Below are 23,153 nucleotides of genomic sequence, written 5' to 3'. Positions count from 1 at the left end.
CATGGAAATGACACAGACACGCATTGCAATCGTGGATGATCACGAACTGTTCCGTGAAGGATTGAAGCGGATTTTTGATTTAGAGGATGAATTTACGGTTGTCGCCGAAGGGCGCACGGGGCGCGAAGCGATCCGCATCGCGGGCGAGCAAAAACCTGAAATTTTGATCATGGATATCAACATGCCAGACATGAACGGGATCGAGGCGACAAAGCAACTGTCACTCCTGTCACCAGAGACACGTGTCCTCATTCTTTCAATCCATGATGATGAGTCGTATATCACGCATGCGCTTGAAGCAGGGGCATCAGGGTTCTTATTAAAAGAAGTCGCATCGACAGAATTGATCTCGGCAGTCCGTGCCGTCGCAAAGGATGGGGCGTATCTTCATCCGAAAGTGACAACGAACGTACTGAAGGATTACCGCCGTCTCTTACAATTCAAAGGGGAACAGGCGGGACGTGGCGTCGAGAGCCGTACAGATGACCCGATCTATCAATTATTGTCGCGCCGTGAAGTCGAGGTGTTACACCTTCTCGCCGACGGTCGCTCGAACCGAGACATCAGTGACATGCTCTTTATCAGTGAGAAGACGGTTAAAAACCACGTCTCCTCCGTGCTTCGTAAAATGGACGTGAACGACCGGACACAAGCCGTCGTGGATGCGATTCGCCGGGGTTGGGTCGAGATTTGAGCGTCACCGATGCTTTACCTCGTTTTTGTGTTACAATATGGAATGGAATCCTAACATAATTGGAAAAATGAAACGACGTAAAGTGAGGATATAGTATGGGAAACATTGCGATTTTAACCGACAGTACCGCCTATCTGTCGGATGATTTTTTGGCGCGACATGACGTCCATGTCGCACCACTCAGTGTCATCTTCGATGGCGCGTCGTACCGCGAGTCGATTGACATGTCGACCGAGGCGTTTTATGAGCGTATCGAGGCGGGGAATCTGCCGACGACGTCGCAACCGGTCATCGGTGAGACGGTGGAATTGATTGAGAGCTTGCCGGACGATGTGACGGACGTGATTGCGATCACGCTCTCCAGTGGAATCAGCGGAACGTACCAATCGATGGTCGCGCTAAATGACATGGTCGATGTGACGGTTCATGCGTTTGACTCAGAGATTTCGTGTATGCCGCAAGCGTTCATGGTCGAAGAGGCCCTTCACCTCCGTGACAACGGAGCGACACCAGAAGAAATCATCGCCCGGCTTGAAACGGTCCGTGATTCGATTCGTGCGTACTTCGTCGTCGATGACCTCGACCATTTGCAACGCGGTGGACGGTTGAGCGCGGCGCAAGCGCTCGTCGGATCGTTCTTACAAATCAAGCCGGTCCTTCATTTCCAGGATAAATTGATTGTCCCGTTCGAGAAGATTCGGACATACAAGAAGGCTGTACGTCGAATCGAAGAGATGATGGACGAATCGATTGTCGGAGACGGGGAAGGCTACTGCATCGGCATCATTCACGCCAACTGCCCGGAGCGTCAGGCGGAAGAGCTCGCTTCGATGAAACAGAAGTTCCCGAAAGCACACATCTCGGGAAGCCATTTCGGTCCCGTCATCGGAACGCATCTCGGACCTGGTGCAATCGGCATCACGTGGTATCGTCGCGAATGGTAAGAGAGACGACCGTCTAAGGTCGTCTTTTTCAATGGAGGAGGGAATGAAATGGCGAAATATCGCCAAATCTTTGAGCGTCTGGCAGAAGAGATGCGAAATGGAACAAGACCCGCTGACTCAAAGCTTCCGTCTGAGACCGAGTTGATGCATCAGTTCGAGGCCAGCCGGGGAACCGTCCGAAAAGCGCTCGATCTTTTACAGGAAAACGGGTATGTCCGGAAGCATCACGGAAAAGGCGTGTTCGTATTGAAACGGGACCAGATCGAGTTTCAATTCAACGGCATCGTCAGTTTCTCAGAAGTGTACGCGAGCATGCTCGGTCGTTCTATTCAGACTCACGTCGCTTCGTTTGAAGAGATGGAGGCCCCGACTTGGCTCGCCGAACGGATGAATTTGGCGGCGGGGACGCACGTGTTTCGCATCGAACGGGTTCGGAACTTTGACGGGGAGAACGTCATCTTAGATATCAACTATTTCGTCAAAGACCTCGTCCCTGGATTAACAGAAGAGATTGCGGCTCGTTCGATTTATGGATATATCGAAGGAGAGCTCGGCCTACAGATCAGCTATGCCAAACGAAAGATTGCGGCAGAAGACGTGACCGAACTCGACCGGAAGCGGCTCGACTTGCATGACTATGAATACGTCATCGTCATCACGAACGATACGTTCTTATATGAAGGACAACAATTTGAATATACGGAGTCGCGTCACCGCTTGGACAAGTTCCAGTTTAGCGACGTCGCCCGTAGGTAAACCTCTTTCGTACAGGAAGGGGTTTTTTGTTTGTCCTAAGTCAAAATAGGGGAATTTTAACAGTAAATCACAACGCAAAACTTTCATGTTCAACTCATATATATAAGTTGTTGACTTAACTTATATAGATAAGTTATACTTTGTTTGTACTCATAAGTAACCGTTTTCATTTACAGTTTTCAAACAAAGGAGGACATTCAACATGAAGGCAGATTATCGTCAAATTGCCGCAGAGATTTTAGACGCGATCGGCGGCAAAGACAACGTGGACAAAGCCGCACACTGTGTGACACGTCTTCGTCTCTCCCTCAAAGACCAGTCAAAAGTCGATGAGGCACGTGTGAAAGAAGTCGATCTCGTCAAAGGGGCGTTCGAGAACTCGGGCGTGTATCAAATCGTCATCGGAGCCGGTGATGTCGACCGCGTCTATGCCGAGTTCATCAAACTCGCGGGACTTGAGGCGGCAACGGTCGCCCAGGTCAAATCCGCAGGCGGCAAAAAAATGAATCCGCTTCAAAAACTCGTCAAAGTCTTCTCTGACGTCTTTATGCCAATCATTCCAGCCATCATCGTGGCCGGTCTCCTCATGGGGATCAACAACTTACTCGCTTCTGAAGGTCTCTTCATCGACGGAAAGACACTCATCGAGGCGTATCCGAACTTACAAGGACTTTGGGACCTCATCAACATGATGGCGAACACGTCATTCGTCTTCTTACCGGCACTCGTCGGTTGGTCGGCGACGAAACGTTTCGGTGGGAGCGAAGTGCTCGGGATCGTCATGGGTCTCTTGCTTGTCCACCCGGACCTCTTGAACGCTTGGGGCTACGGGACAGCAGCACTTGAAGGAGAAGTACCGACGTTCGATATCCTCGGACTCTTCGAAATTGAGAAAGTCGGATATCAAGGTCAAATCTTGCCGGTTCTCGCTGCGGCTTATATCTTGAGCCAAATCGAGATGTTCTTGAAAAAACGTGTACCGAACGCCATCCAACTCTTGGTCGTTCCGATCACAACCATCGTCGTCACTGGATTCCTTGCACTCGCAATCGTTGGACCGGTCACTCGTGGAATCGGGAACGTGATTGCGACAGGACTCGTCAACACGTTTGAAGCCGTACCGGTCGTCGGGGCACTCCTCTTCGGCTTGTTCTACGCGCCGCTCGTCGTCACCGGGATGCACCACTTGTTCATCGCCATCGACCTTCAGTTGATCGCCGATACAGGCGGTACGTTCATCTGGCCGATGATCGCACTCTCAAACATTGCTCAAGGTTCGGCTGCACTCGCGATGTTCTTCGTCTACAAGCACAACGCGAAACAAAAGAGCATGGCGTCGACTTCAGCCATCTCGGCTTACTTCGGAATCACAGAGCCGGCGATGTTCGGGGTCAACTTACCAAATAAATTCCCGTTCTACTCAGCGATGATCGGGTCAGCGATCGCAGCCATCTTCATCACATTGAACGATGTGCAAGCAATCGCCATCGGTGTCGGAGGACTCCCTGGATTCCTCTCCATCTTCACAGATAAAATCCTTCTCTTCATCGTCGGCATGGTCATCGCGATCATCGTACCGTTCGCGCTCACATTCATCTTGTCGAAGCGTTACATGAAGAAAGGTGAACTTGAAGAAAACAAAGTCGCATAAGCAATGACTCGGGAGGGAGGGACGGCAGTTCTTCCCTCTTTCTTATTGAAATGAAAACTCTTACAAAAAGGAGATGTCGTTGATGACACAGAAAAATTGGCGCAAATCAGTCGTCTATCAAATTTACCCGAAAAGTTTTTACAGTCCGGAAGGGAACGCGACCGGATCGATCAAAGGGGTGACGGCGAAGCTAGATTACTTGGCAGAACTCGGCATCGAATATATTTGGATGACACCTGTCTATCAGTCACCTCAACACGACAACGGCTATGACGTGAGTGATTACTATGCCATCGACCCGTCTTACGGCACGATGGAAGATCTCGATGAATTGATCCGTGAGGCAGAGGCGCGGGGAATCGGCCTCATGATGGATATCGTCGTCAACCACTCGTCGACCGAGCACGAATGGTTCCAAAAATCATTGGCGGGAGACGAGCGGTACCGTGACTACTACATCTGGCGCGACGAACCGACGAACTGGGAATCGAAGTTCGGCGGAAACGCGTGGGAATATGATGAGAAGAGCGGGCAATATTATCTCCACTTGTTCGACGTGACCCAGGCCGACTTGAACTGGGAGAACGAACAGATGCGCGAGGACGTCTACGAGATGATGCGCTTCTGGCGTAAAAAAGGAATCAAAGGATTCCGTCTCGACGTCATCAACCTCATTTCGAAAGAACAGGACTTCCCGGAAGACGAGTCGGATGGTCGCAAGTTCTATACGGACGGTCCAGGCATCCACGAATATTTAAAAGAGATGAACCGGGAAGTATTTGACGGGCATGACGTCATCACGGTCGGGGAGATGTCTTCGACGACGCTCGACCACTGCGTCCGCTATTCAAACCCGGACGAGAACGAGCTCAGCATGACGTTCAGCTTCCACCACTTGAAAGTCGACTATCCGAACGGGGAGAAGTTCGTCGCTGCACCGTTCGATTTCATTCAATTGAAAGACATCATGTCGACGTGGCAACAAGGGATGCACGGGAAGGGATGGAACGCCATCTTCTGGTGCAACCATGACCAACCGCGCGTCGTCAGCCGTTTCGGGAACGACACGAACCATCGCGTCGAGAGCGCGAAGATGCTCGCGACCGTGCTCCACGGCCTTCAAGGGACACCGTATATTTATCAAGGGGAAGAAATCGGGATGACGAATCCTGGCTTCGACTCGCTCGACGAATATCGGGATATCGAGACGCTCAACATCTACAAGTTGAAGCGGGAGGAGGGCGTGTCGCACGAAGACATGATGGCCGCCATCAAACAGAAGTCACGCGACAACTCGCGGACGCCGATGCAGTGGGATGCGACGACGCATGCCGGCTTCACGAGCGGCACGCCGTGGATCAACGTGGCACCGAACTATGAGGACGTGAACGTCGAGACGGCGCTCCGTGACCCGAACTCGGTGTTCTACCACTACAAACATTTGATTGCATTACGAAAAGAACTTGACGTCTTGACGGATGGGGATTACACGCTTCTCACACCTGATTCGTTGGACGTTTGGGCATATACACGGAAGACCGACCGCGAGGAACTTCTCGTCGTCGCCAACTTCTATGGAACGGAAACGACGTATACGATTCCGGAAGGGTTCGAGCGGGTGAACGTCGTCAGCCACAACTATGACGTGCCTGAGCTCGACGGGACGACGCTGTCCCTTCGTCCGTACGAGGCGATCATGTTCTACAAACAGAAGTAACAAATAGGACCCGACGCTTTCGTCGGGTCCTATTTGTGTAGTCGACCTACGTTGTTTTAGATAAGTCGTATCGCATTTATATAGCCGTTTTGGTAGCGTGATGACAAAAAGGAGTCAGGTCATGGGAGAACTTATTGTCGCTCAGGCAGGAAAACGGGCCATCCGCTTCGGTATCTGCCAACGCTGTCTCAGCACGGACGTCCGGACGTTCACCTGTCATCACGGAAGTTGTGCCTATTGTCGAAATTGTCTATACCTCGGGCGTGTCTGTCGCTGTGATTTTCTACAAGAACGGGACATCACGACTCCACTTGAAACGACGGAACTGACGATGCCGTTCGAGCTCGCCCCCGACCAAACACGGGTCGCAAATCAATTGCTCACGTGGTGGGACGGACAAAAGACGGGGCTCGTACATGCGGTATGCGGCGCCGGGAAGACGGAGATGACGTTCCCGGTAATTGAGCGGGTCGTCAATGCAGGGAAGCGGGTTTTGATCGTGTCCCCGAGGAAAGACGTCGCCATCGAATGGGTCGAACGGCTCGAACGAGCATTCACCGTGCCTGTCACGAGACGATACGGGGGAGGGGAGAAAGACTCCGTCGGGATGATCACGGTGGCGACCGCGCCGTTACTCATGAATGTTCGGGACGTCTTCGATTATGTGCTCGTCGATGAGTCCGATGCTTTCCCGTTTGCCTTTGACATCGCGTTATGGAATACGATTCGTCGGGTCGGGAGAGGTGTCTTCTTGTTCATCACGGCAACCCCGACCGTTTGGCAACAGATGTTTCCAACGGTTCATCTGTCGCGGCGCTATCACGGATTTGATTTGCCGGTCCCGACACTTGTCAAACAGTCCGACGAACGAATCGTAGATTTCTGTCGACGTCACGCCTTGAAACCACGTCTCTTGTTCGTACCGACGAAGCCTGATTTGGAGCGGTATCGCGAGATGTTAGAAGGTGCGGGACTCGCATGTCGGACGGTATCGGCTGAGACCGAGGAGCGGACTGACGCCCTTCACTGGCTCCAAGAGACAAAGGGCGTCGTCCTTGCAACCTCCATCTGGGAACGGGGGATGACGGTTCGGGACGTGCAGGTCGGGGTACTCGAGAGCGAGCATCGGCTCTTCTCGACACGGGGACTCATTCAGATGGCAGGACGGGCGGGGCGGAAACCGGAAGCGCCGACAGGAGAGGTCTGTTTCTTTTACAGGGAGCGGACGTTCCGTCAAGATGTTGCCATACGGAAGATCAAGGAGGCGAATCGGCGATGAGATGTCTTATTTGTCATGAGTCGATGACCGTCCCGTGGACTCCTGCCACATTATGGCGACGAAACTGGGTGTGTCCTTCTTGCGAGTCGAAACTGACGCCGCTCGGTACGGGTTGCCCGCGCTGCGGTCAACCGAATGAGACCGGTGAGACGTGTCCGGACTGCATCCGCTGGCTCGCGCTCGGTCTCGATTTGACCGTCCGTTGCCTGTACGCATACGATGAGGCAGGAATTGACTGGCTACATCGATTTAAATTCAGCGGGGATGTCGTCATTGCCTCATCGGTCGCGCCAGCGCTTCGGGCATCGCGTTCATCTGGCGTGACGTATGTTCCGATCCCGTTGAGTAAGGAGCGGCTTCAGACACGTCGCTTCAATCAGGCCGAGGTGCTCGCGCGATGTATCGGTCCAACGCGACAGTTTCTCGAAAAAACGGAGGTTTCAAGTCAACGTGAACTCGGGAAAGAAGGAAGACGACACCGAACGAATCCTTTCACTGTACCAACTTCAGTGAAATGTGGGAAAATCATTCTTATAGACGACGTCTATACGACGGGGACGACCCTTCATCAGGCGGCATTTTCGTTGCGACAGGCAGGTGCATCAGAAGTTTCTGCGATTTGCTTATTTCGGGCGCTAAACAAATCGAAATCGCGTCCGATATAAAGAGCAGAGGTGAAACCAATGGATGCAGCATCTTGCCAAATGTGTGGACGCTTGTTTATGAAACAGGGTCGTTCACCGTACTGTCCATCATGTAACGAAGTCGATTATAAAAACTTCTTGAAAGTCCGCGACTTCATTCGTGAACCGGCCAACAAACAAACGACCATCGGAGCCCTCGTCGAAGCGACGGGTGTCTCTGAACTTGATATCACGCGATATATCCATGAAGGACGCTTGATCATTAAGGACAATCCGGCGCTTGCCATCAGCTGCGTCCGTTGTGGTCAACCGACGAACGAAGGAAAAATTTGTTCGAACTGCCAGAGAGATATGCAGAAGGAACTGTCCAGTCTACAGGAGAGCTTGACGAAACAATCAAGCATCCGCACTTATCGTTTGGATTAACATCATGAAGAGGGGGAAGACGCATGCGCATCGATTCAGCCAAGTGGGTACACTTACCGAACACTTATGAAAAGAAAACGCAAGTCGAACCGAAGCCCGCGCAATCACGCCAAACGGACCAATTGTCAATCTCGGCGGAAGCCCGCGCCCGGTTTGAAGAACCGGTGAAACATCCGGACCGTCTCGCAAAAATCGACGCTTTGAAAGCAGAGATTGATGCGGGCACGTATTCACGGGACGCGCGCGAAATCGCTAAACGCTTTCTACAAGGATGAATGGAAGCGAGGTCCGTTTGAGGCCTTCGCACTGAATAACACGGCACGGAAGCTGACTAAATAAGGGGCACCCCTTTCTTTAGTCGGCTCTTTTTTTGAAAAAAGGAGAGACTCATGCTCACATTACATAAACGGTTACTCGAATTGGCTTACGCGAAAGAACAGCAACTCATTCAAAATGACATGGTGGCATTTAGCACGCTCGTCAAAGAAGAAGCGAAACTTGTCCGACAAATTTCACAAAAAGAAGCGGAACGACTTCAAGGGACGTATGAATTGGACGATGAAGAGATAGAGGAATTGAGACCGGTCTTGTTCGAGTTGAAGCGACAGAACGAATTGAACGCGACGCTACTCGAACAATCCCTTCGTTATATTACTTGGCATCTGGATATGCTCATGCCGGAAGCAGATGATTTTACATACGGACAACAAGCGTTCGAAACACGCTCGTTCAGCCGTGACGTTTAAGGAGGAAGTGGAATGGGTTCAACATTTATGGGATTAGAGACGGCACGCCGCAGTCTCTCGACACACCAATGGGCGCTTCAAGCGACCGGGAATAACGTGGCGAACGCCTCAAACCCTGGCTATTCACGGCAACGACTCACACTCGGGATGACCGAACAGCTCTCGGTCAACTTCGGCGGGACGAAAGCCGGACAATTCGGGACAGGTGTACGCGGGGAGACACTCGCCCGAATTCGCGATCTCATGATCGATCAACAGTATCGTGATGAGTCGGTGAAGAACGCCTTCTATGCGACGAAAGAAGCGGCGTTCGGCCGGATGGAAGACATCATCAACGAACCGTCTGAGAACGGACTCGCTAAATCGCTCGACTTGTTCTGGGCGTCACTTCAAGACTTGTCGGTCAACCCGGATGATACGGGTGCGCGAAGCGTGGTTCGGCAACGAGCGTTGACGTTGACACAAACGTTCAACTACATGTCTTCTTCGTTATCGAAAGTACAAGAGGACTTGAAAGCAGAAGCGGGCGTCGTCACGAAAAAAATCAACGACTTGTTGACGAAAATTGGTGACGTCAACCGTCAAATCGGTGATGCAGAGCCTCTTGGTGTTCTGCCAAATGAATTGTATGATGAGCGCGATCGCTACATGGACGAGTTGTCGCAATACATTGAATTCGAACGTGTGCCTGTTGATTACACGAACGGCGAAACACGTGGAAACTCGCAACGTGTCGCGGAAGGACGGATTGATATCCGAATTTCCGTGCCTGGAACACCGACTCCAACAAAGATTACGTTAGTGGATGGACTAACAGGCGGAGTTGGGAAAATTAACGACATGGAGATCACAGATGCGGCCGCAGGAACGACAACGCTCGTCTTTGACGATTTACCAAATGGGAAGTTGAAAGCGCTCGTTGATATGTACGGTTCAGCTACGGGAACAGAAACGCACGATGGAGCCTTTACCAAGATGTTGAAGGATTTAGACGTCATGGCAAAAGAGTTCACGACGGCATTTAATGATTTGCATAAGACTTTTTACGATGGGAATGTTCAAGATAATCCCCGTCAAAAAGGTATCGATTTCTTTATTGTCGGCGATGCGAAGACCGTAACGGTCAATCCGACAATTTTATCGAACTTGAACTTGATCGCCATCTCAAAAGACCAAAACATCGGAGACGGTAGCGGGGCTCTTGACTTGGCAAACTTAAAAAATGCGCAAATCACATTTACGGGTGGTTCATCCACTGCGACGACTTCCATCGGGAAATACTATCAAAACGTCATCGGGAACATGGCTGTCGAGGCGAGCCAGAACGGAAACCTCGCCAAGAGTACATTCGCCCTGTTGAGCAGTTCAGACCAGCGTCGTCAGTCGGTCAGTGCCGTCTCGCTCGATGAAGAGATGACGATGATGATCCAGTATCAGCACGCTTATAACGCGGCGGCACGTAACATCACGGCCGTCGATGAAATGTTAGATAAAATCATTAACGGCATGGGTGTCGTAGGGAGGTAATGACTGATGCGTGTCACACAGACAATGCTCACACAGACGAACTTGAAGCATTTATCTAGTAGCTACAACACACTCGCTCGCGTTCAGGAACAACTCATCAGCGGGAAACGAATTCAAAAAGCATCAGAGGACCCAGTCGTCGCGATGCAAGGCATTCGTTACCGAACCGAAGTACGTGAAGTCGACCAATTCCGTCGTAACGTCAGCGAGGCGACGAGCTGGATGGATTTGACGGACTCGACGCTCAACGAAGTCACGGAAGCCGTCAAGCGGATTCGCGAATTGACGACGCAAGCGGCGAACGATACGTATGAATCGTCGCAACGTGCCATTATCAAGAGCGAAGTCGATCAATTGATCGAACACATCGGTTCACTTGCGAACTCAAAAGCAGGTGAAAAGTATATTTATAACGGTACGAAGACAGATCAACCTCTCATCAATGTCGACCAGTTAAAAGCGTATTTAGCGAATCCGGCTGGTTCTGTCGATTCGATTTATGAGAGTGGAACGGCACCTGCAACAAGTGGGGAGATCGAATTTGAAGTGTCAAAAGGAATTACTGTACAAGTGAACATGCAACCAGAAACGGTTTTTGGTAAAGAGTTATTTGAAGGTCTTCATAAATTGAGTACACTTTTAAAAGAGACAACGACTACTGGTGCCGACCTATCGGCTGAACTCGACACGCTCGACACACTCGGTCAAAACTTGATCACGGAACGGGCGGAGCTCGGTGCCCGAGCAAACCGTTTGGAGCTCGTCGACAACCGTTTACAAGACCATGAGATTATCGCCAAGACCATCATGTCTGATAACGAGGACATCGACGTGGAGAAAGTCATCATGGAACTGAAGTCACATGAGACCGTCCACCGTGCAGCCCTTTCTGCAGGTGCCCGCATTATCCAGCCGACGCTTCTCGACTTCTTGCGGTAATCGGTCATGAATCTCGCGAGACTTGAGATGCGGCAGACGTTTGCCGCGATCCAGATGACATCTAATCGGCCCGTGCTCGAGATGCGTCAAGGGCGGGCTGACCTGTCGATCCAACAAGGTAAAGCCGAGATGACGCAACAGACGACACCGGGGAAGCTTGAGGTCGACTCATCGGTGGCGAGAAGTGAGAGCAACCTGAAAGGCGTGCTTGAACTTGGGAAATACCTCGGTCAGATGGGAGAGCAAGGGGCCCGTGAGGCGATGGCGAACATCGCCCGGGAGGGGGACCGCATGATGCGGATCGAGAACGGGAATCCGATCCCTTCAATGGCAGCGGAGAAGGTGAACGACCCGTATCCGATCGTCGAGATGGGCTACATGCCAAAATCGATTGATCGTGTCAAGTTGACGTATACGCCGGCGGATGTGAAAATCGAGTGGAATATCACGCCACCCCAAATTGATGTATCGCTCACGCCAGCCGATATCTCGTTCACGCCATGGACGACGGACATCTCGCTCCGTCAACAGGCGTCACTCGAGATATGGCCGGTCGGTGGGATGTATGATGAAACGCGTTGAAAGTGAGGACAATCCATGTTCATTGAAACAGACTACTTTGGCAAGATTGAAATAAACGAAGCGGAGACGATCACGTTCGTCAGTGAGATTCCGGGGTTCCCGGATTGTAAGACGTTCGTGTTGATCCCGTACGGGGAGGATTTACCGTTCTGGTCGCTTCAGTCAATCGAGGAACAAGCCTGTGCGTTCGTCGTGACGAACCCGTTTTGGCATAAGTCGGACTATGCGTTCGAATTGTCGGATGGCGCGAAAGACCAACTTGGGATCGAAGAGGCGGAACACGTCTCGGTCTACTCGATCGTCACGCTCCGTGAGCCGTTCGAATCGTCGACGCTCAATTTGAAGGCGCCGATTGTCATCGAGACAAAGGAACGTCGCGGGAAACAAGTCATCCTAGACGATGCATATCCGGCCCGTTATCCGCTCGGCGGCACGAAAGCGGAGGTGCGCTGATGCTCGTATTGAAACGAAAACAAGGTGAGGCCATCCATATCGGGGACGACGTGACGCTTACGGTGCTCGCCATCGAAGGCGACCAGGTGAAGCTCGGGATCGACGCCCCGCGTCATATCGACATCCACCGTCATGAAGTGTACATTCAAATGCAGGAAGAGAACGAGTCGGCACGAGATAGCGCCAACTTGATGAAGCAGATGATTCAGAAGCAGTCGGAAGCGTGAGCTTTCGACTGTTTTCATGAATCCGGTAATTGATGGATGACAGCGCTTGATGGGTTGGGATAGGATGGAAACGTGAAAGGAAGGAGGGGAATCGGTGGAAACAGGTATTAATAGTTTTCTTATCAACATCAGTCTGATCTTTTTATTCATGTCGCTCACACTCTATGTGATGCGAACAGTTTTACCGATTCAGCCGACCTCCCCGTTGTTCGTACGGTTTTGGTTTGGGGTCTCTAACGGGTTGACGGCAATTCTCTTAACCATTAACTCCATCGAATTAGGGGATGCACGAATCGACCTTCGTCTCATCCCGATTGCCTTATCCGCAACGTTCGCTGGACCGTTCGGAGCTATCGTCACGCTCGGTCTGATCTTCATCGGACGCACGACGCTGCACGGAATGAGTGCTCCGTTCGTAGACTCGTTACTACTGTTATTTGTCTTCTTTTTATTTTCTCTTGTCATGACACGCTTACCGATTCGTCGAGGGAGAGGGTATGCCATCTACATCGGGTTAGGTGCGCTCCTCGTCTTGATTCAAGTGAGCGGCAGTGTGAATGAGACGGTCTTTATAAATGTATTTGTTCCTTATTTTCTCATGTTATCTTTTGGGGCCTGGCTCTGCTATTGGGCCGCAAAAAAGATTGAGACGCATCTATGGATGTTTCTCCTACATACGCACCGGGCGACCATTGATGAGTTGACGGGACTTCCGAACCGTTATCGGACGCTCGAACAGATGAACGATTTGGAAATGTCCGGGAAACCGTGGACGTTACTCGTTATCGACGTCGATCATTTTAAACAGTTGAACGATACATATGGGCACTTAGCAGGAGACGCAGCACTTCGTCATATCGGACAAACGTTGGAACGAAGCTGTCCGCCGTCTGGATTTGTCGGACGATACGGTGGCGAAGAATTTTTGCTCGTCATTGAAGGTAGTGAAGGCATGGCGAAGGTGGCAGAAAACATCGTGCAGATGGTACAGCGAACACCACTCGAATTTCAAGGTGAAATCATTCCGATGACTATTTCAATCGGTGCAGCGATTGCAGGGCATGAGCCGAGCACGGTCGTGTTCGAAAGAGCAGATGAAGCATTATATGAAGCAAAGCGAAATGGTCGGAATCAGGTCAAATTTGCGTAAAAATCCCCTATAACCGTTGGCGATGATAGTCCAGCGGTTATAGGGGATTTCACGTTTAGTGAATGTTTTTCTTCTTGAACTGACCGCCACGAACGTCGTGAATGTTGCCGATGGCGAGGAACGCTTTCTCGTCATAGTCATCGAGGATGTCTTTCAGTTTCGTCTCTTCGAGTCGACTGATGACCGTGAAGACGACTTTCTTCCCGTCACCCGTGTAGGCGCCTTCTCCATGAAGATACGTCACGCCACGACCGAGTCGGTCCATGATGGCCTGTCCGATATCGTCTGGTGCGGACGTGATGATCCACGCCGCTTTCGACTGGTCGATTCCTTCTAGGACGACATCGATCGTCTTGAAGGCGATGAAATAGGTGAGGAGCGAATACATGGCCCGGTCCCAACTGAAGACGAATCCGGCCGTCCCGAGGATGAAGATGTTGAAAAACATGACAATCTCCCCGACGGAGAACGGCAACCGGTTCGTGAAAGCGACGGCGAGGATTTCTGTTCCGTCGAGCGAGCCCCCGGCGCGGATGACGAGCCCGATTCCGGCACCGAGTAAGAAGCCACCGAAGACGGTCGACAAGAGGAGGTCGTCTGTGAACGGCTTGATGTCATGCAGGACGATGGTGAAGGCCGACATGAGCAGGATGGCCGTCAACGTGACGACGGCGAACGTTTTCCCGATTTGCCGATAGCCGAAGTAGATGAACGGTAAGTTGAAGAGGACGAGCCAAATCGCGAGTTTCGTCTCCGTCAAGTACGACACGATGATCGAGACACCGACGATACCACCGTCGATGATTTGATTCGGTACGAGGAACGCCTCCAAGCCGACGGCAAAGACGAGGGAGCCGAGCAGCAAAAGGACAACTTTTACAAACAGTTCAGAAGCCTTGATCGGATTATGTTCACGCCTTAAGCGCTGCACTTCCTCCGGTGTCGGGGAAGGCATAGGTGTACGCTGCATACAGGATGCCCCCTTTCCATTTCTTTCAGTATACCAAATGATGCGAACCGACAATCATTTACGACAGAGAATCTGACATGAATATTCAGAATTGAGGGATGATTCCCGATAAATTATTTCGAAATCATTTTATGTTAAACTAACAAGGTTGTTGAACAATGGATGGAGGTCTATAGGATGAAGCGAGAAAACAAAACATGGTTGATGGCGTTTCAAATGATGATGAACATCATCGGGGGACTCATCGCGGCGTATGGATTGGAATCGGTCCTCATTCCGAATAACGTTTCGGACGGGGGCGTCACTGGGATCAGTATTGTCGGGTCACAACTGACGGGACTGCCGCTCGGTATTTTCATCGGGGTATTGAATATCCCGTTTGTCTATCTCGGGTATAAACAGATCGGCAAGAGTTTCGCCATCCTCTCGGTTACCGGGATTGCGTCCTTGTCTGTCGGTACGGTCATCATGCACCACGTTCCGACCATCATCGAGGGGGACGCGCTCCTCATCACCGTAGTCGGTGGGATCATCCTCGGGTTCGGGATGGGGATTTCGCTTCGTAACGGGGGCGCGCTTGACGGCATCGATATGTTGGCGGTCCTCTTATCACGGAAACTGCCGTTCGGGACGAGTGATTTGATTTTATTTTTAAATACGTTCGTCTTTATCGTCGTTTCGACGGTGTTCGGTCTTCAAGGAGCGGTCCTGTCCGCCATCGCCTACTTCATCGCCTCGAAAGTGATCCATATCGTGGAGGAGGGATTGAGCGGGGCGAAGACGTTCAAAATCATCACGAGTGAACCGCATGAGATGGTCGAGACGATTCGGGACCGTCTCGGACGGAGCGCCACGTTGAATCAAATCCAAGGGGCGTATTCCAAAGAAAGCTATTACGAAATCACGTGTGTCATCAACCGGCTCGAAGAACGAAAGATCAAAGACATCATCGATGATGTCGACTCGAAAGCGTTCGTCGTCGTGTATGAGGTGACAGAGGTCAAAGGCGGGAACTTCCAAAAACGCGATATTCATTAACGGATGGCCAAGGGTCGTCCGTTTTTTTAACCTCTACACGTGTGAACCGACTAAGCAGGAAATCACATAGGGAAAGTGGAAGAAGTCGATGCTAGAGAAAGGGGAGGATTGGGAATGTACGCACTGATTGGAAAGCTTGTCACGAAAGCGGGGCAACGCGACAGACTGGTGGCGATTTTATCGGAAGCGGCGCGGGAGATGGAGGCGACATCGGACTGTGAATCGTATCGAGTCCACGTGTCGCTCGACGAAGCGAATACCGTGTTCGTCTATGAAGTATGGCGAAATGAAGAGGCGCATGCGGCGTCGTTGTCGCTTGCTGAAGTGAAGGCATATATCGATCAGGCGAAGCCAATCCTCGAGCGGATGGAGCGGATCGCCGCGCTCGAACTCCGGAGATGACTGAGGGGGGGGATGAAGCGGATGGCGAAGCGCTGTCCGTTTTTTGCAGGAGAAATGGCAAGGTGTCGAGAACATGACAGGATTCGGAAAGGAGGGATCGGATGCGTCCACTCATACTCGGTGTCTTCGCCGCCTTGTTTTTTGCGAGCACGTTCGTGTTGAACGAAGTGATGCAAGTCGGGGGTGGCAGCTTTGCCTATAGCGCCTCGCTCCGCTTTTTGTGGATGATCCCGTTACTGCTAGTTGTGGTCGCATTTCGTGGTGGACTCAAGCGAGTCCTCTCGGCATTGAAAGCGAATCCTCGTCCATGGATTCTTTGGGGGACGGTCGGGTTCGGATTGTTTTACGTCCCGATTTGTCTCGCGGCCGAGGTCGCACCTCCGTGGCTGATCGCGGGCACGTGGCAAGTGACGATTGTCGCCGGGGCACTGTTGTCCCCACTCTTCAAGAAGGGAGACGGGACACGGGAACGAATCCCATGGCGCGGACTTCGCTTCTCGGTCTTGATTCTCATTGGGGTCGTAATGATGCAAGCGGAGTTTTTCGAGTCGTTCGAACCACGCTTCCTTTGGCTCGGGGTCGTGCCGGTCATCATCGCCGCATTTGCCTACCCGCTCGGGAACCGGAAGATGATGCAACATACGGACCTCGACGTGTTCGAGCGAATCCTCGGAATGTGTCTCGGGTCGCTCCCGGTCTGGCTATTGTTGTTCGGGTACGGCTTGACGACGGGACGCCCCTCATCGAGTCAGCTCGGGCAGACGTTCCTCGTCGCCCTATTGTCCGGGGTTGTCGCGACCGTGCTCTTCTTCATGGCGACCGATCTCGTCAAACAGGACATGGGAAGACTGGCATCCGTCGAAGCGACGCAAGCGCTCGAAGTCCTGTTCGCGCTCATCGGGGAACTGGTCTTCCTGCATGCCGTCATGCCGTCGCCGATCGCCTTGTCCGGGATCGCGCTCGTCATGGTCGGGGTCGTCTTTCACAGTCGGAGTCAGTTTATGGAGCTCCCGACCGTCGTTCGACAAGAGGCATAAAAAATCCCCTCGCTCTTATGGACGAGGGGATTGTCATCAACTTGTTGTCAAACTGCCTTTGACTTTGTCATAGAAATCATCCATCATACCGGTACGGCTACCGAGTTGGCAGATGAGTTCGAGCGTCTCTTTGTAGAACTTCTTGACGAGTCCTTTGTTTTTGACGCCGTCCATCGAGGCGAGCGTCTGGTCGAGATTCTCTAAAATCTCTTTGATTTGCGCGTCCGAGTCCGGCTTGACGACCGTCATGTTCTCGGGGATGCTGACGACCTTCTCTTGGCCTTGGTGACGGAACGATGCACCGAAGCCAAGGTTCTCGATGAAGAGGTGAGGCATCACTTTTTGACCGAAGAAATGCTTGTGCCAGTCCGTCGCTTTCATCGTGTCCATGTCCTGTTTGAACGTGGAAGCCGTCGAGACATATTGTTTAAACAAATCCGTCATGAATTTCTCGATGACCGGGATTTGAAGGGCGAAGACGTTTTTCAAGAGCGCGTCCAGCTGAGCGCGCGTCAAAGTAGTTTCGTTAGACATGTCAGTTCCTCTTTTCTATAGTACGTTACTACCATCGTATGGGATTGACGGACACTCGTCAATGTAAGGGGAAACATTTTTTCAGAATATTTAATGAAAAGTCATCAACTTGTGGGATAATCAAGTGAAGACATCAACAAGTGAGGAGTGGTTCTTGTGAACAAATCGATGAAGTGGGCGCTCGCGCTCGGTGTGACAGGTGCATTGGTGGCGACGGTCGGTGTCGTCTCGTCCCGGGGACGGACAGAGGATACGACGCAGACGATTCGTGACCGTGAGCTCGGTTATGAGATCGTCTTGCCATCAAAAATCGTCGAGGCGATTGAGCGGGGTGACGTCTATATCGAGAAGGCGCAGGACGTCGTCGACATCGGGGACACGAAGAGCTACGGTACGTTCGATTTATACTATAACGTCGAGGATGGGGACGACCAGCTCTTGTTCCACCTGGACTTGATCGACCGCGAATTGACGGAAGAGGCGTTCGCGACAGAAATCGGCTACGGCAACTACCTCGGGACGAACGACAAGACGTTCTTCTGGGTCGAACCGACAGAGGCCGTCCCAGGTGCGGAGGCACATACGGACGAGATTGCCGAGTTGATTGAGACACTCCCTGAGTTGGAGTTCCGGACGTTATAATATGGAAAGGCTGTGGACGGCTGAATCGTTTGCAGTCTTTTTGGAATGGGTGGTCGTGTGCGAACGAGGAAACGGGATTATACGGAAGGATTGATTGTAGCCCTTCTGTTTATCGTTGCGATGTATGTATTTGATTTACCGAAACAAGAGAGCTTGATCACCTTGGCTGTCGTCATCGTCATCTTGGTGATGATGCGAGAAGTGACGCAACTTTTTCAGAATGAACGGAATGACTAAGAGACTGCTCGCTAAGGCGGGCTTTTTCCTTTGTGCTACAATAATACATGAGGTGATGTACATGAATTGGACAGTAGAAGAAGTAAGGCAAGCGGATGACGTCAAGGCGCTAGAACAGGCGGTCAACGCGAACGACAAGATCGACGTGAAAGTCGGGCATGAGTCGGTCGGGCAGAACGATTATGCGGTTTATGACGGAGAGACACTCGTCGGGTATCTCATGCTTTTCCCGTATCTCCCGAACGAGTATGAGGTGAATGCCCTTGTCCATCCGGAATACCGGAAACAAGGTGTCTTCACGGCACTGCTTGAGACGGCGAAACAAGATGCAAAATTGAACGGTTGCGAAGCGTTCACGTTCGTCATCGACCGAAATTCAGCGTCCGGGAAAGCAGTGCTCGAGCATCTTCAGGCGGCGTATCAGTTCTCGGAATACAATCTCGTCTTGAAAAAGGCGGAGCTCTTCTTGAAACCGGACGAGGTATCGCTACGTGAGGCGACAGCAGACGACCGTCCGCTCATCATCGCGACGCTCAGCGAGGCGTTCGGTGACCCGGTCGATGTGACGGAAAACATCTATCAACAAATCGACACGCCAGACCGCGTGACGTATATCGGCGAAGTGGACGGCAAACCGATCGGCGTGATTCGCGCTCTTCTCACTGGGGACGACGCGGCTAGCATTCATGCGTTCGGGGTCAAAGCAGGCGAGCAAGGCAAAGGCTACGGCACAAAGATGTTGAAACAGATGGTTCAACAACTGTTCCGCATGGGTCGGACGAAAGTCGAGCTCGATGTCGAGACGGAAAACAAGGCGGCGCTCGAGATCTACAAACGCGCTGGTTTTGCGGAGAATGGTGGCTATGAGTTTTACATGATCGAATTATGAGGTGAACCACATGGTGAAAAATCTGAAATGGCTCGGCGCGGCGTTTGAAGCCTTTCTCGGGATTCCGTTTCTTGGCGGTCTCTTTATCATCGGGATGGGCTATTCGCCCCTCGGTTTCATGTTCGTGTACCACGTGATCGTGTTGATTCTTTCGTTCAGTCGACTGAATCGATTCTCTTACGGCGCGGCGGTCGGAATTGCGGCATCAATCCTCGGCTTTATCCCGTTTGTCGGCATGATGCTGCACTGGGCGGCTGCCATCACGCTCGCGATTGATGCGGCGACGACACCACGACGTGTGGCGCACGTCGAACGAGACGACGAAGCATTCTAACGAAACGTACTCCTTGACGGGGTACGTTTTTCATTGACCAAACGTTCAACTGAAAACGCTATACATTCATTGGAAATTGGACGATATAAGGAGTGATGAACACAATGAGGAGGAACAAACAGTGAAAGTATTTAAAAACTTTACGACGCAACTGCTCGCGTGGATTTTGGTCACGTCCTTTATCACGGGCGGAGCGGTCGGCTACATTACCCTATTACTCTTGACGGAACTCGAGATGGAACAAGGTCAAGTCATGCTCGTCGGTACGGTCGTGGCATTACTCATCTCGTCACTCGGTGGGGGCGTCATTTACTTGATTGCCCGTCGTCCACTGAAAGCGGTCGAGATGGCTTCTGAAAAAGCTGTTGAAGTCGGGAACGGGGACTTGACGGTGCACTTCGCCGACGAGAAAACGACAGATCGTTCAGAGATGGGACGTCTACTCTTGTCGATGGACAACATGGTCGAACACCTTCGGGAACAAGGCACGAACATGCGTTACACGGCGGACCAATTGACAGGGTCGGCACAGGAAATCGCAGCAGCGGTCCAAGAAGGGAACGTTGCAGGAGAAAACATTCGTTCTGCGATGGACTCCCTCAACAAGATGTTAGAAGACAACGTCAGTGCGACGTATAACTCGATGGACTTGCTCGGAGCGGTCGCGCGTACAATGGAGAGCATCCGTCAAGAGATGTCATCGGCGCTTGATTCAGCGAGCGAGATGCAACAGGAAGCAGAGAGCGGGAAAGGTCTTGCCTCGTCTTCCGTCAATGCGATGCATGCGATTGCTGGGAAAGTGGAGCAATCATCAACACTTAACAGCCAGTTGACAGAAATGACAGGCGAAATCTCACGGATCACGGATGTCATCAGTGACATCTCAGCACAGACGAACTTGCTTGCCTTGAACGCATCAATTGAAGCGGCACGTGCCGGTGAGCATGGTCGTGGATTCGCCGTCGTAGCGGCAGAAGTGAAAAAGCTCGCGGAACAAACAGCGAACTCGACTCAAGAAATCACCGATCTCATCGTAGACGTGAAGCGTCTCGTTGGCGATACGTCATCGTCGATGGCGAACGTCAAAGCAGAAGTGGAGACAGGTGTTGGCTTAGTTGAAAAAGCAGGTGGTGCGTTCGCATCGATCCACAATTCGGCAAATGAAGTATACAGTCATGTCCATTCGGTCGATTCACTCCTCGATGAGTCACGTGGTCAGATCGATTCGGTTGTGACAAACTCGGCGGGCATCGTTGGGATGGTCGAAGAGGCATCACGTTATGCGAATGAAGTGACGTCAGCAGCGAGCCAGCAAGCAGCTAGTCTTGGTGAAGTGAACGGAGCGATGTCAGAGCTCGTTCGCGTCGCGGAGAGTTTGCAGAATGAGACGGAACAGATGAAGGTGGAAGTGTAAGTCCGAATAGCCCACTCGAGTTGGTCATCAAAAGCTGACGAGAGTGGGCTATTTTTATGCGTTTTGAAGATTTATATTCAAAACGTGTAACTTTTTTCGAAAAAGACTAAACAGATGAGAACGGACTCCGATATAGAGTATGGAAACGATAAAACGTTCCAAAAAATGCAAGGTGAGGGGCCGGCCTAAACCTTGCATGCTCGGACAAAAGGATTTGGAAGAGCGGAAAACTTTAAACCTATGGAGGGAAATTACAATGATTATTAACCACAACCTAAACGCTATGAACGCACACCGTAACATGTCGTTCAACACGAACCAGACTGGTAAAGCGATGGAGAAACTATCTTCGGGTCTTCGCATCAACCGCGCTGGTGATGATGCAGCTGGTCTTGCAATCTCTGAAAAAATGCGTGCGCAAGTACGTGGACTTGATCAAGCGACACGTAACGCACAAGATGGAATTTCGATGATTCAAACAGCTGAAGGTGCATTGAATGAAACACACTCAATCCTTCAACGTATGCGTGAATTGTCAAACCAATCTGCAAACGGTACGAACACAACAGAAGACCGCAAAGCGCTTCAAGACGAAGTGAAGCAATTGAAAGAAGAAATCGATCGTATTGGTAACACAACTGAGTTTAACACACAAAAACTTTTAAATGGTAGCTTAAATGGCGCTCAAGGTGTCTCGTCTTCAGCTAACACTACAGTCGGTGGTGTAGTAGCGAAGCTCACTTCAGGTGTGATGACTTCTGGGACAGCTATCGCTGCCGACCATTCATCTGCAAGTTTTGAAGCAGATACATTGACAGTCGACGGTCAGAAAATTGAAGTGAATTGGGATACTTTACTCACACAAGATCAAAAGGATTTGTTGGCATCAAATTTAACTACGGCAAGTGCTTCTACAATCAAACAGATTGGTGAAGTGTTAACCAATGCGATTAATAAAGCAATTGATGATTCTGGAGCTAGTGTAGGACACGTTTCAGGATATGTAGATTCTTCTGATCAACTAGTTCTTACAAGCAGTTCTAAAGGAACAACTTCAGAAGTTACACTTACGACTGCAGGAGCTGCTACTTCTATTGGAGCTACTTTCCTTTCAGACGCTGCGGGAGCTGTATCAACTGCGGCCAATCTTGGAGATAGCACATACAACGGAACAGATATTACTGGTAAAACGTTTGACGTATCCTTAAATGATCAGTTGATTGGTGTAAGTGGATCATTCACTGCTGCGAATGGTGATGATATGTCAGATGTAGCAGATAATTTAGCGACAGCTATCAACGCTGCGATTGGCACTTACAATACATCAACTGGGAAATCAGCTGGCGATGAAGGATTTGTTCAAGATGTAGCGGTAACTGTATCGAAAGATGGACGTTTGGCAATCAGCAGTCCTTCTGGTGAAATTTCACTTAAAGATTTGACAGGCGAAACGGCAGTTGAAGATTTAGGTCTTTCTAAAGCTCAAACTGAATCTGCAGGTAACGGTGGAATGACATTCCAAATCGGATCTAACCAATCGCAGTCAATCACATTTGGAATTAAAGATATGCGTTCTGCTGCACTTGGTGTTTCTAACATTGATATCTCATCTGCTTCAGGTGCTCAAGCGGCTCTTAAATCACTAGATAGCGCAATCAGTTCTGTTTCATCTGAACGTTCTAAACTTGGGGCAGTCCAAAACCGCCTTGAGCATACGATTAATAACCTCGGAACATCTTCAGAAAACTTAACTGCTGCAGAATCACGTATCCGTGACGTTGATATGGCGAAAGAAATGATGAACTTCACGAAGAACAACATTCTTAACCAAGCTGCACAAGCTATGATGTCACAGGCAAATCAGCAGCCGCAAGCGGTTCTTCAACTTCTTCGTTAAGATTTTCTTTCAACTTTTTAAATC

27 protein-coding genes are annotated in these 23,153 nt (G+C 50.9%); 25 read left to right on the top strand and 2 right to left on the bottom strand.

Features of this window, described 5'->3' with window-relative positions:
- The first annotated feature begins 1 nt into the window (after window position 1).
- From KNO73_RS07590 to KNO73_RS07515, 16 genes are all read left to right on the top strand, one after another.
- Complete coding sequence (locus tag KNO73_RS07590; RefSeq protein WP_285222494.1) at window positions 2-694, top strand: response regulator transcription factor; 693 nt, start codon at window positions 2-4, stop codon at window positions 692-694.
- Between the two features lie 95 nt (window positions 695-789).
- A complete protein-coding gene (locus KNO73_RS07585; RefSeq protein ID WP_214683813.1) occupies window positions 790-1,638 on the top strand; it encodes a DegV family protein in 849 nt (282 codons plus the stop codon).
- Between the two features lie 48 nt (window positions 1,639-1,686).
- Window positions 1,687-2,394, top strand: coding sequence for a trehalose operon repressor (gene treR / locus KNO73_RS07580; protein WP_214683815.1), 708 nt, complete (start codon window positions 1,687-1,689; stop codon window positions 2,392-2,394).
- A 202-nt stretch (window positions 2,395-2,596) separates the two neighbouring features.
- Window positions 2,597-4,045, top strand: coding sequence for a PTS system trehalose-specific EIIBC component (treP, locus tag KNO73_RS07575; protein ID WP_215112268.1), 1,449 nt, complete (start codon window positions 2,597-2,599; stop codon window positions 4,043-4,045).
- 82 nt (window positions 4,046-4,127) lie between these two features.
- Window positions 4,128-5,762 (top strand): alpha,alpha-phosphotrehalase, encoded by a 1,635-nt coding sequence (gene treC / locus KNO73_RS07570; RefSeq protein WP_215112267.1) that lies wholly within the window; start codon window positions 4,128-4,130, stop codon window positions 5,760-5,762.
- 121 nt (window positions 5,763-5,883) lie between these two features.
- Entirely contained in the window at window positions 5,884-7,041 is a 1,158-nt protein-coding gene (locus KNO73_RS07565) for a DEAD/DEAH box helicase family protein (RefSeq protein ID WP_215112266.1), read from the top strand.
- Window positions 7,038-7,706, top strand: a complete 669-nt coding sequence (locus KNO73_RS07560) for a ComFC family protein (RefSeq protein ID WP_215112265.1) — start codon at window positions 7,038-7,040, stop codon at window positions 7,704-7,706. Before KNO73_RS07565 ends, KNO73_RS07560 begins: the two co-directional genes overlap by 4 nt.
- 18 nt (window positions 7,707-7,724) lie before the next feature.
- Entirely contained in the window at window positions 7,725-8,111 is a 387-nt protein-coding gene (locus KNO73_RS07555) for a flagellar protein (RefSeq protein ID WP_078147352.1), read from the top strand.
- Between the two features lie 23 nt (window positions 8,112-8,134).
- Complete coding sequence (locus KNO73_RS07550) at window positions 8,135-8,386, top strand: flagellar biosynthesis anti-sigma factor FlgM (RefSeq protein ID WP_012726982.1); 252 nt, start codon at window positions 8,135-8,137, stop codon at window positions 8,384-8,386.
- 114 nt (window positions 8,387-8,500) lie between these two features.
- Window positions 8,501-8,857, top strand: coding sequence for a flagellar export chaperone FlgN (gene flgN, locus KNO73_RS07545; protein WP_074036203.1), 357 nt, complete (start codon window positions 8,501-8,503; stop codon window positions 8,855-8,857).
- Between the two features lie 12 nt (window positions 8,858-8,869).
- Complete coding sequence (gene flgK, locus KNO73_RS07540) at window positions 8,870-10,384, top strand: flagellar hook-associated protein FlgK (protein ID WP_214687247.1); 1,515 nt, start codon at window positions 8,870-8,872, stop codon at window positions 10,382-10,384.
- A 6-nt stretch (window positions 10,385-10,390) separates the two neighbouring features.
- The gene (flgL, locus tag KNO73_RS07535; protein WP_214687246.1) at window positions 10,391-11,323 is read left to right on the top strand and encodes a flagellar hook-associated protein FlgL; all 933 of its coding nucleotides are present in this window, start codon (window positions 10,391-10,393) and stop codon (window positions 11,321-11,323) included.
- A gap of 6 nt (window positions 11,324-11,329) precedes the next feature.
- Window positions 11,330-11,905, top strand: coding sequence for a DUF6470 family protein (locus KNO73_RS07530; RefSeq protein WP_215112264.1), 576 nt, complete (start codon window positions 11,330-11,332; stop codon window positions 11,903-11,905).
- A 15-nt stretch (window positions 11,906-11,920) separates the two neighbouring features.
- Window positions 11,921-12,358, top strand: coding sequence for a flagellar assembly protein FliW (gene fliW / locus KNO73_RS07525; RefSeq protein ID WP_215112263.1), 438 nt, complete (start codon window positions 11,921-11,923; stop codon window positions 12,356-12,358).
- On the top strand, window positions 12,358-12,585 hold the full coding sequence (gene csrA / locus KNO73_RS07520; protein WP_078147346.1) for a carbon storage regulator CsrA: 228 nt from the start codon (window positions 12,358-12,360) through the stop codon (window positions 12,583-12,585). Before fliW ends, csrA begins: the two co-directional genes overlap by 1 nt.
- 94 nt (window positions 12,586-12,679) lie before the next feature.
- Window positions 12,680-13,735: a GGDEF domain-containing protein gene (locus KNO73_RS07515; RefSeq protein ID WP_215112262.1), complete on the top strand. Its 1,056-nt coding sequence runs from the start codon at window positions 12,680-12,682 to the stop codon at window positions 13,733-13,735.
- 55 nt (window positions 13,736-13,790) lie between these two features.
- Here KNO73_RS07515 and KNO73_RS07510 read toward each other — a convergent pair whose 3' ends face one another.
- Window positions 13,791-14,705: a YitT family protein gene (locus KNO73_RS07510; RefSeq protein WP_078147345.1), complete on the bottom strand. Its 915-nt coding sequence runs from the start codon at window positions 14,703-14,705 to the stop codon at window positions 13,791-13,793.
- Between the two features lie 177 nt (window positions 14,706-14,882).
- Between KNO73_RS07510 and KNO73_RS07505 the strand changes: the two genes are divergently transcribed.
- The 3 genes from KNO73_RS07505 to KNO73_RS07495 all read left to right on the top strand — a co-directional run bounded on the left by KNO73_RS07505 (window position 14,883) and on the right by KNO73_RS07495 (window position 17,182).
- Complete coding sequence (locus tag KNO73_RS07505) at window positions 14,883-15,743, top strand: YitT family protein (RefSeq protein WP_078147344.1); 861 nt, start codon at window positions 14,883-14,885, stop codon at window positions 15,741-15,743.
- A 114-nt stretch (window positions 15,744-15,857) separates the two neighbouring features.
- Window positions 15,858-16,145, top strand: a complete 288-nt coding sequence (locus KNO73_RS07500) for a putative quinol monooxygenase (protein ID WP_214872456.1) — start codon at window positions 15,858-15,860, stop codon at window positions 16,143-16,145.
- A 101-nt stretch (window positions 16,146-16,246) separates the two neighbouring features.
- Window positions 16,247-17,182: a DMT family transporter gene (locus KNO73_RS07495; RefSeq protein ID WP_215112261.1), complete on the top strand. Its 936-nt coding sequence runs from the start codon at window positions 16,247-16,249 to the stop codon at window positions 17,180-17,182.
- A 36-nt stretch (window positions 17,183-17,218) separates the two neighbouring features.
- Here the strand turns inward: KNO73_RS07495 and KNO73_RS07490 are convergent, their stop codons facing one another.
- Window positions 17,219-17,716: a hypothetical protein gene (locus tag KNO73_RS07490; protein WP_031422805.1), complete on the bottom strand. Its 498-nt coding sequence runs from the start codon at window positions 17,714-17,716 to the stop codon at window positions 17,219-17,221.
- Between the two features lie 156 nt (window positions 17,717-17,872).
- Between KNO73_RS07490 and KNO73_RS07485 the strand changes: the two genes are divergently transcribed.
- From KNO73_RS07485 to KNO73_RS07460, 6 genes are all read left to right on the top strand, one after another.
- On the top strand, window positions 17,873-18,358 hold the full coding sequence (locus KNO73_RS07485) for a hypothetical protein (RefSeq protein WP_214735109.1): 486 nt from the start codon (window positions 17,873-17,875) through the stop codon (window positions 18,356-18,358).
- 45 nt (window positions 18,359-18,403) lie between these two features.
- On the top strand, window positions 18,404-18,595 hold the full coding sequence (locus tag KNO73_RS07480) for a hypothetical protein (RefSeq protein WP_214730404.1): 192 nt from the start codon (window positions 18,404-18,406) through the stop codon (window positions 18,593-18,595).
- 61 nt (window positions 18,596-18,656) lie between these two features.
- Window positions 18,657-19,484, top strand: a complete 828-nt coding sequence (locus KNO73_RS07475) for a GNAT family N-acetyltransferase (protein WP_215112260.1) — start codon at window positions 18,657-18,659, stop codon at window positions 19,482-19,484.
- Between the two features lie 10 nt (window positions 19,485-19,494).
- Window positions 19,495-19,818 carry a hypothetical protein gene (locus KNO73_RS07470; protein ID WP_215112259.1) on the top strand — a complete coding sequence of 108 codons (324 nt, stop codon included), beginning with the start codon at window positions 19,495-19,497 and terminating at the stop codon, window positions 19,816-19,818.
- 121 nt (window positions 19,819-19,939) lie between these two features.
- On the top strand, window positions 19,940-21,232 hold the full coding sequence (locus tag KNO73_RS07465; protein ID WP_214683843.1) for a methyl-accepting chemotaxis protein: 1,293 nt from the start codon (window positions 19,940-19,942) through the stop codon (window positions 21,230-21,232).
- Between the two features lie 256 nt (window positions 21,233-21,488).
- Complete coding sequence (locus tag KNO73_RS07460) at window positions 21,489-23,129, top strand: flagellin N-terminal helical domain-containing protein (protein WP_215112258.1); 1,641 nt, start codon at window positions 21,489-21,491, stop codon at window positions 23,127-23,129.
- The last annotated feature ends 24 nt before the right edge of the window (window positions 23,130-23,153 follow it).

Source organism: Exiguobacterium sp. s83, assembly GCF_018617095.1.
GTDB classification, from domain to species: domain Bacteria; phylum Bacillota; class Bacilli; order Exiguobacteriales; family Exiguobacteriaceae; genus Exiguobacterium; species Exiguobacterium profundum.
The sequence above is the reverse complement of the archived record's forward strand: the minus strand, read 5'-3'. Positions and strand labels throughout refer to the sequence as shown.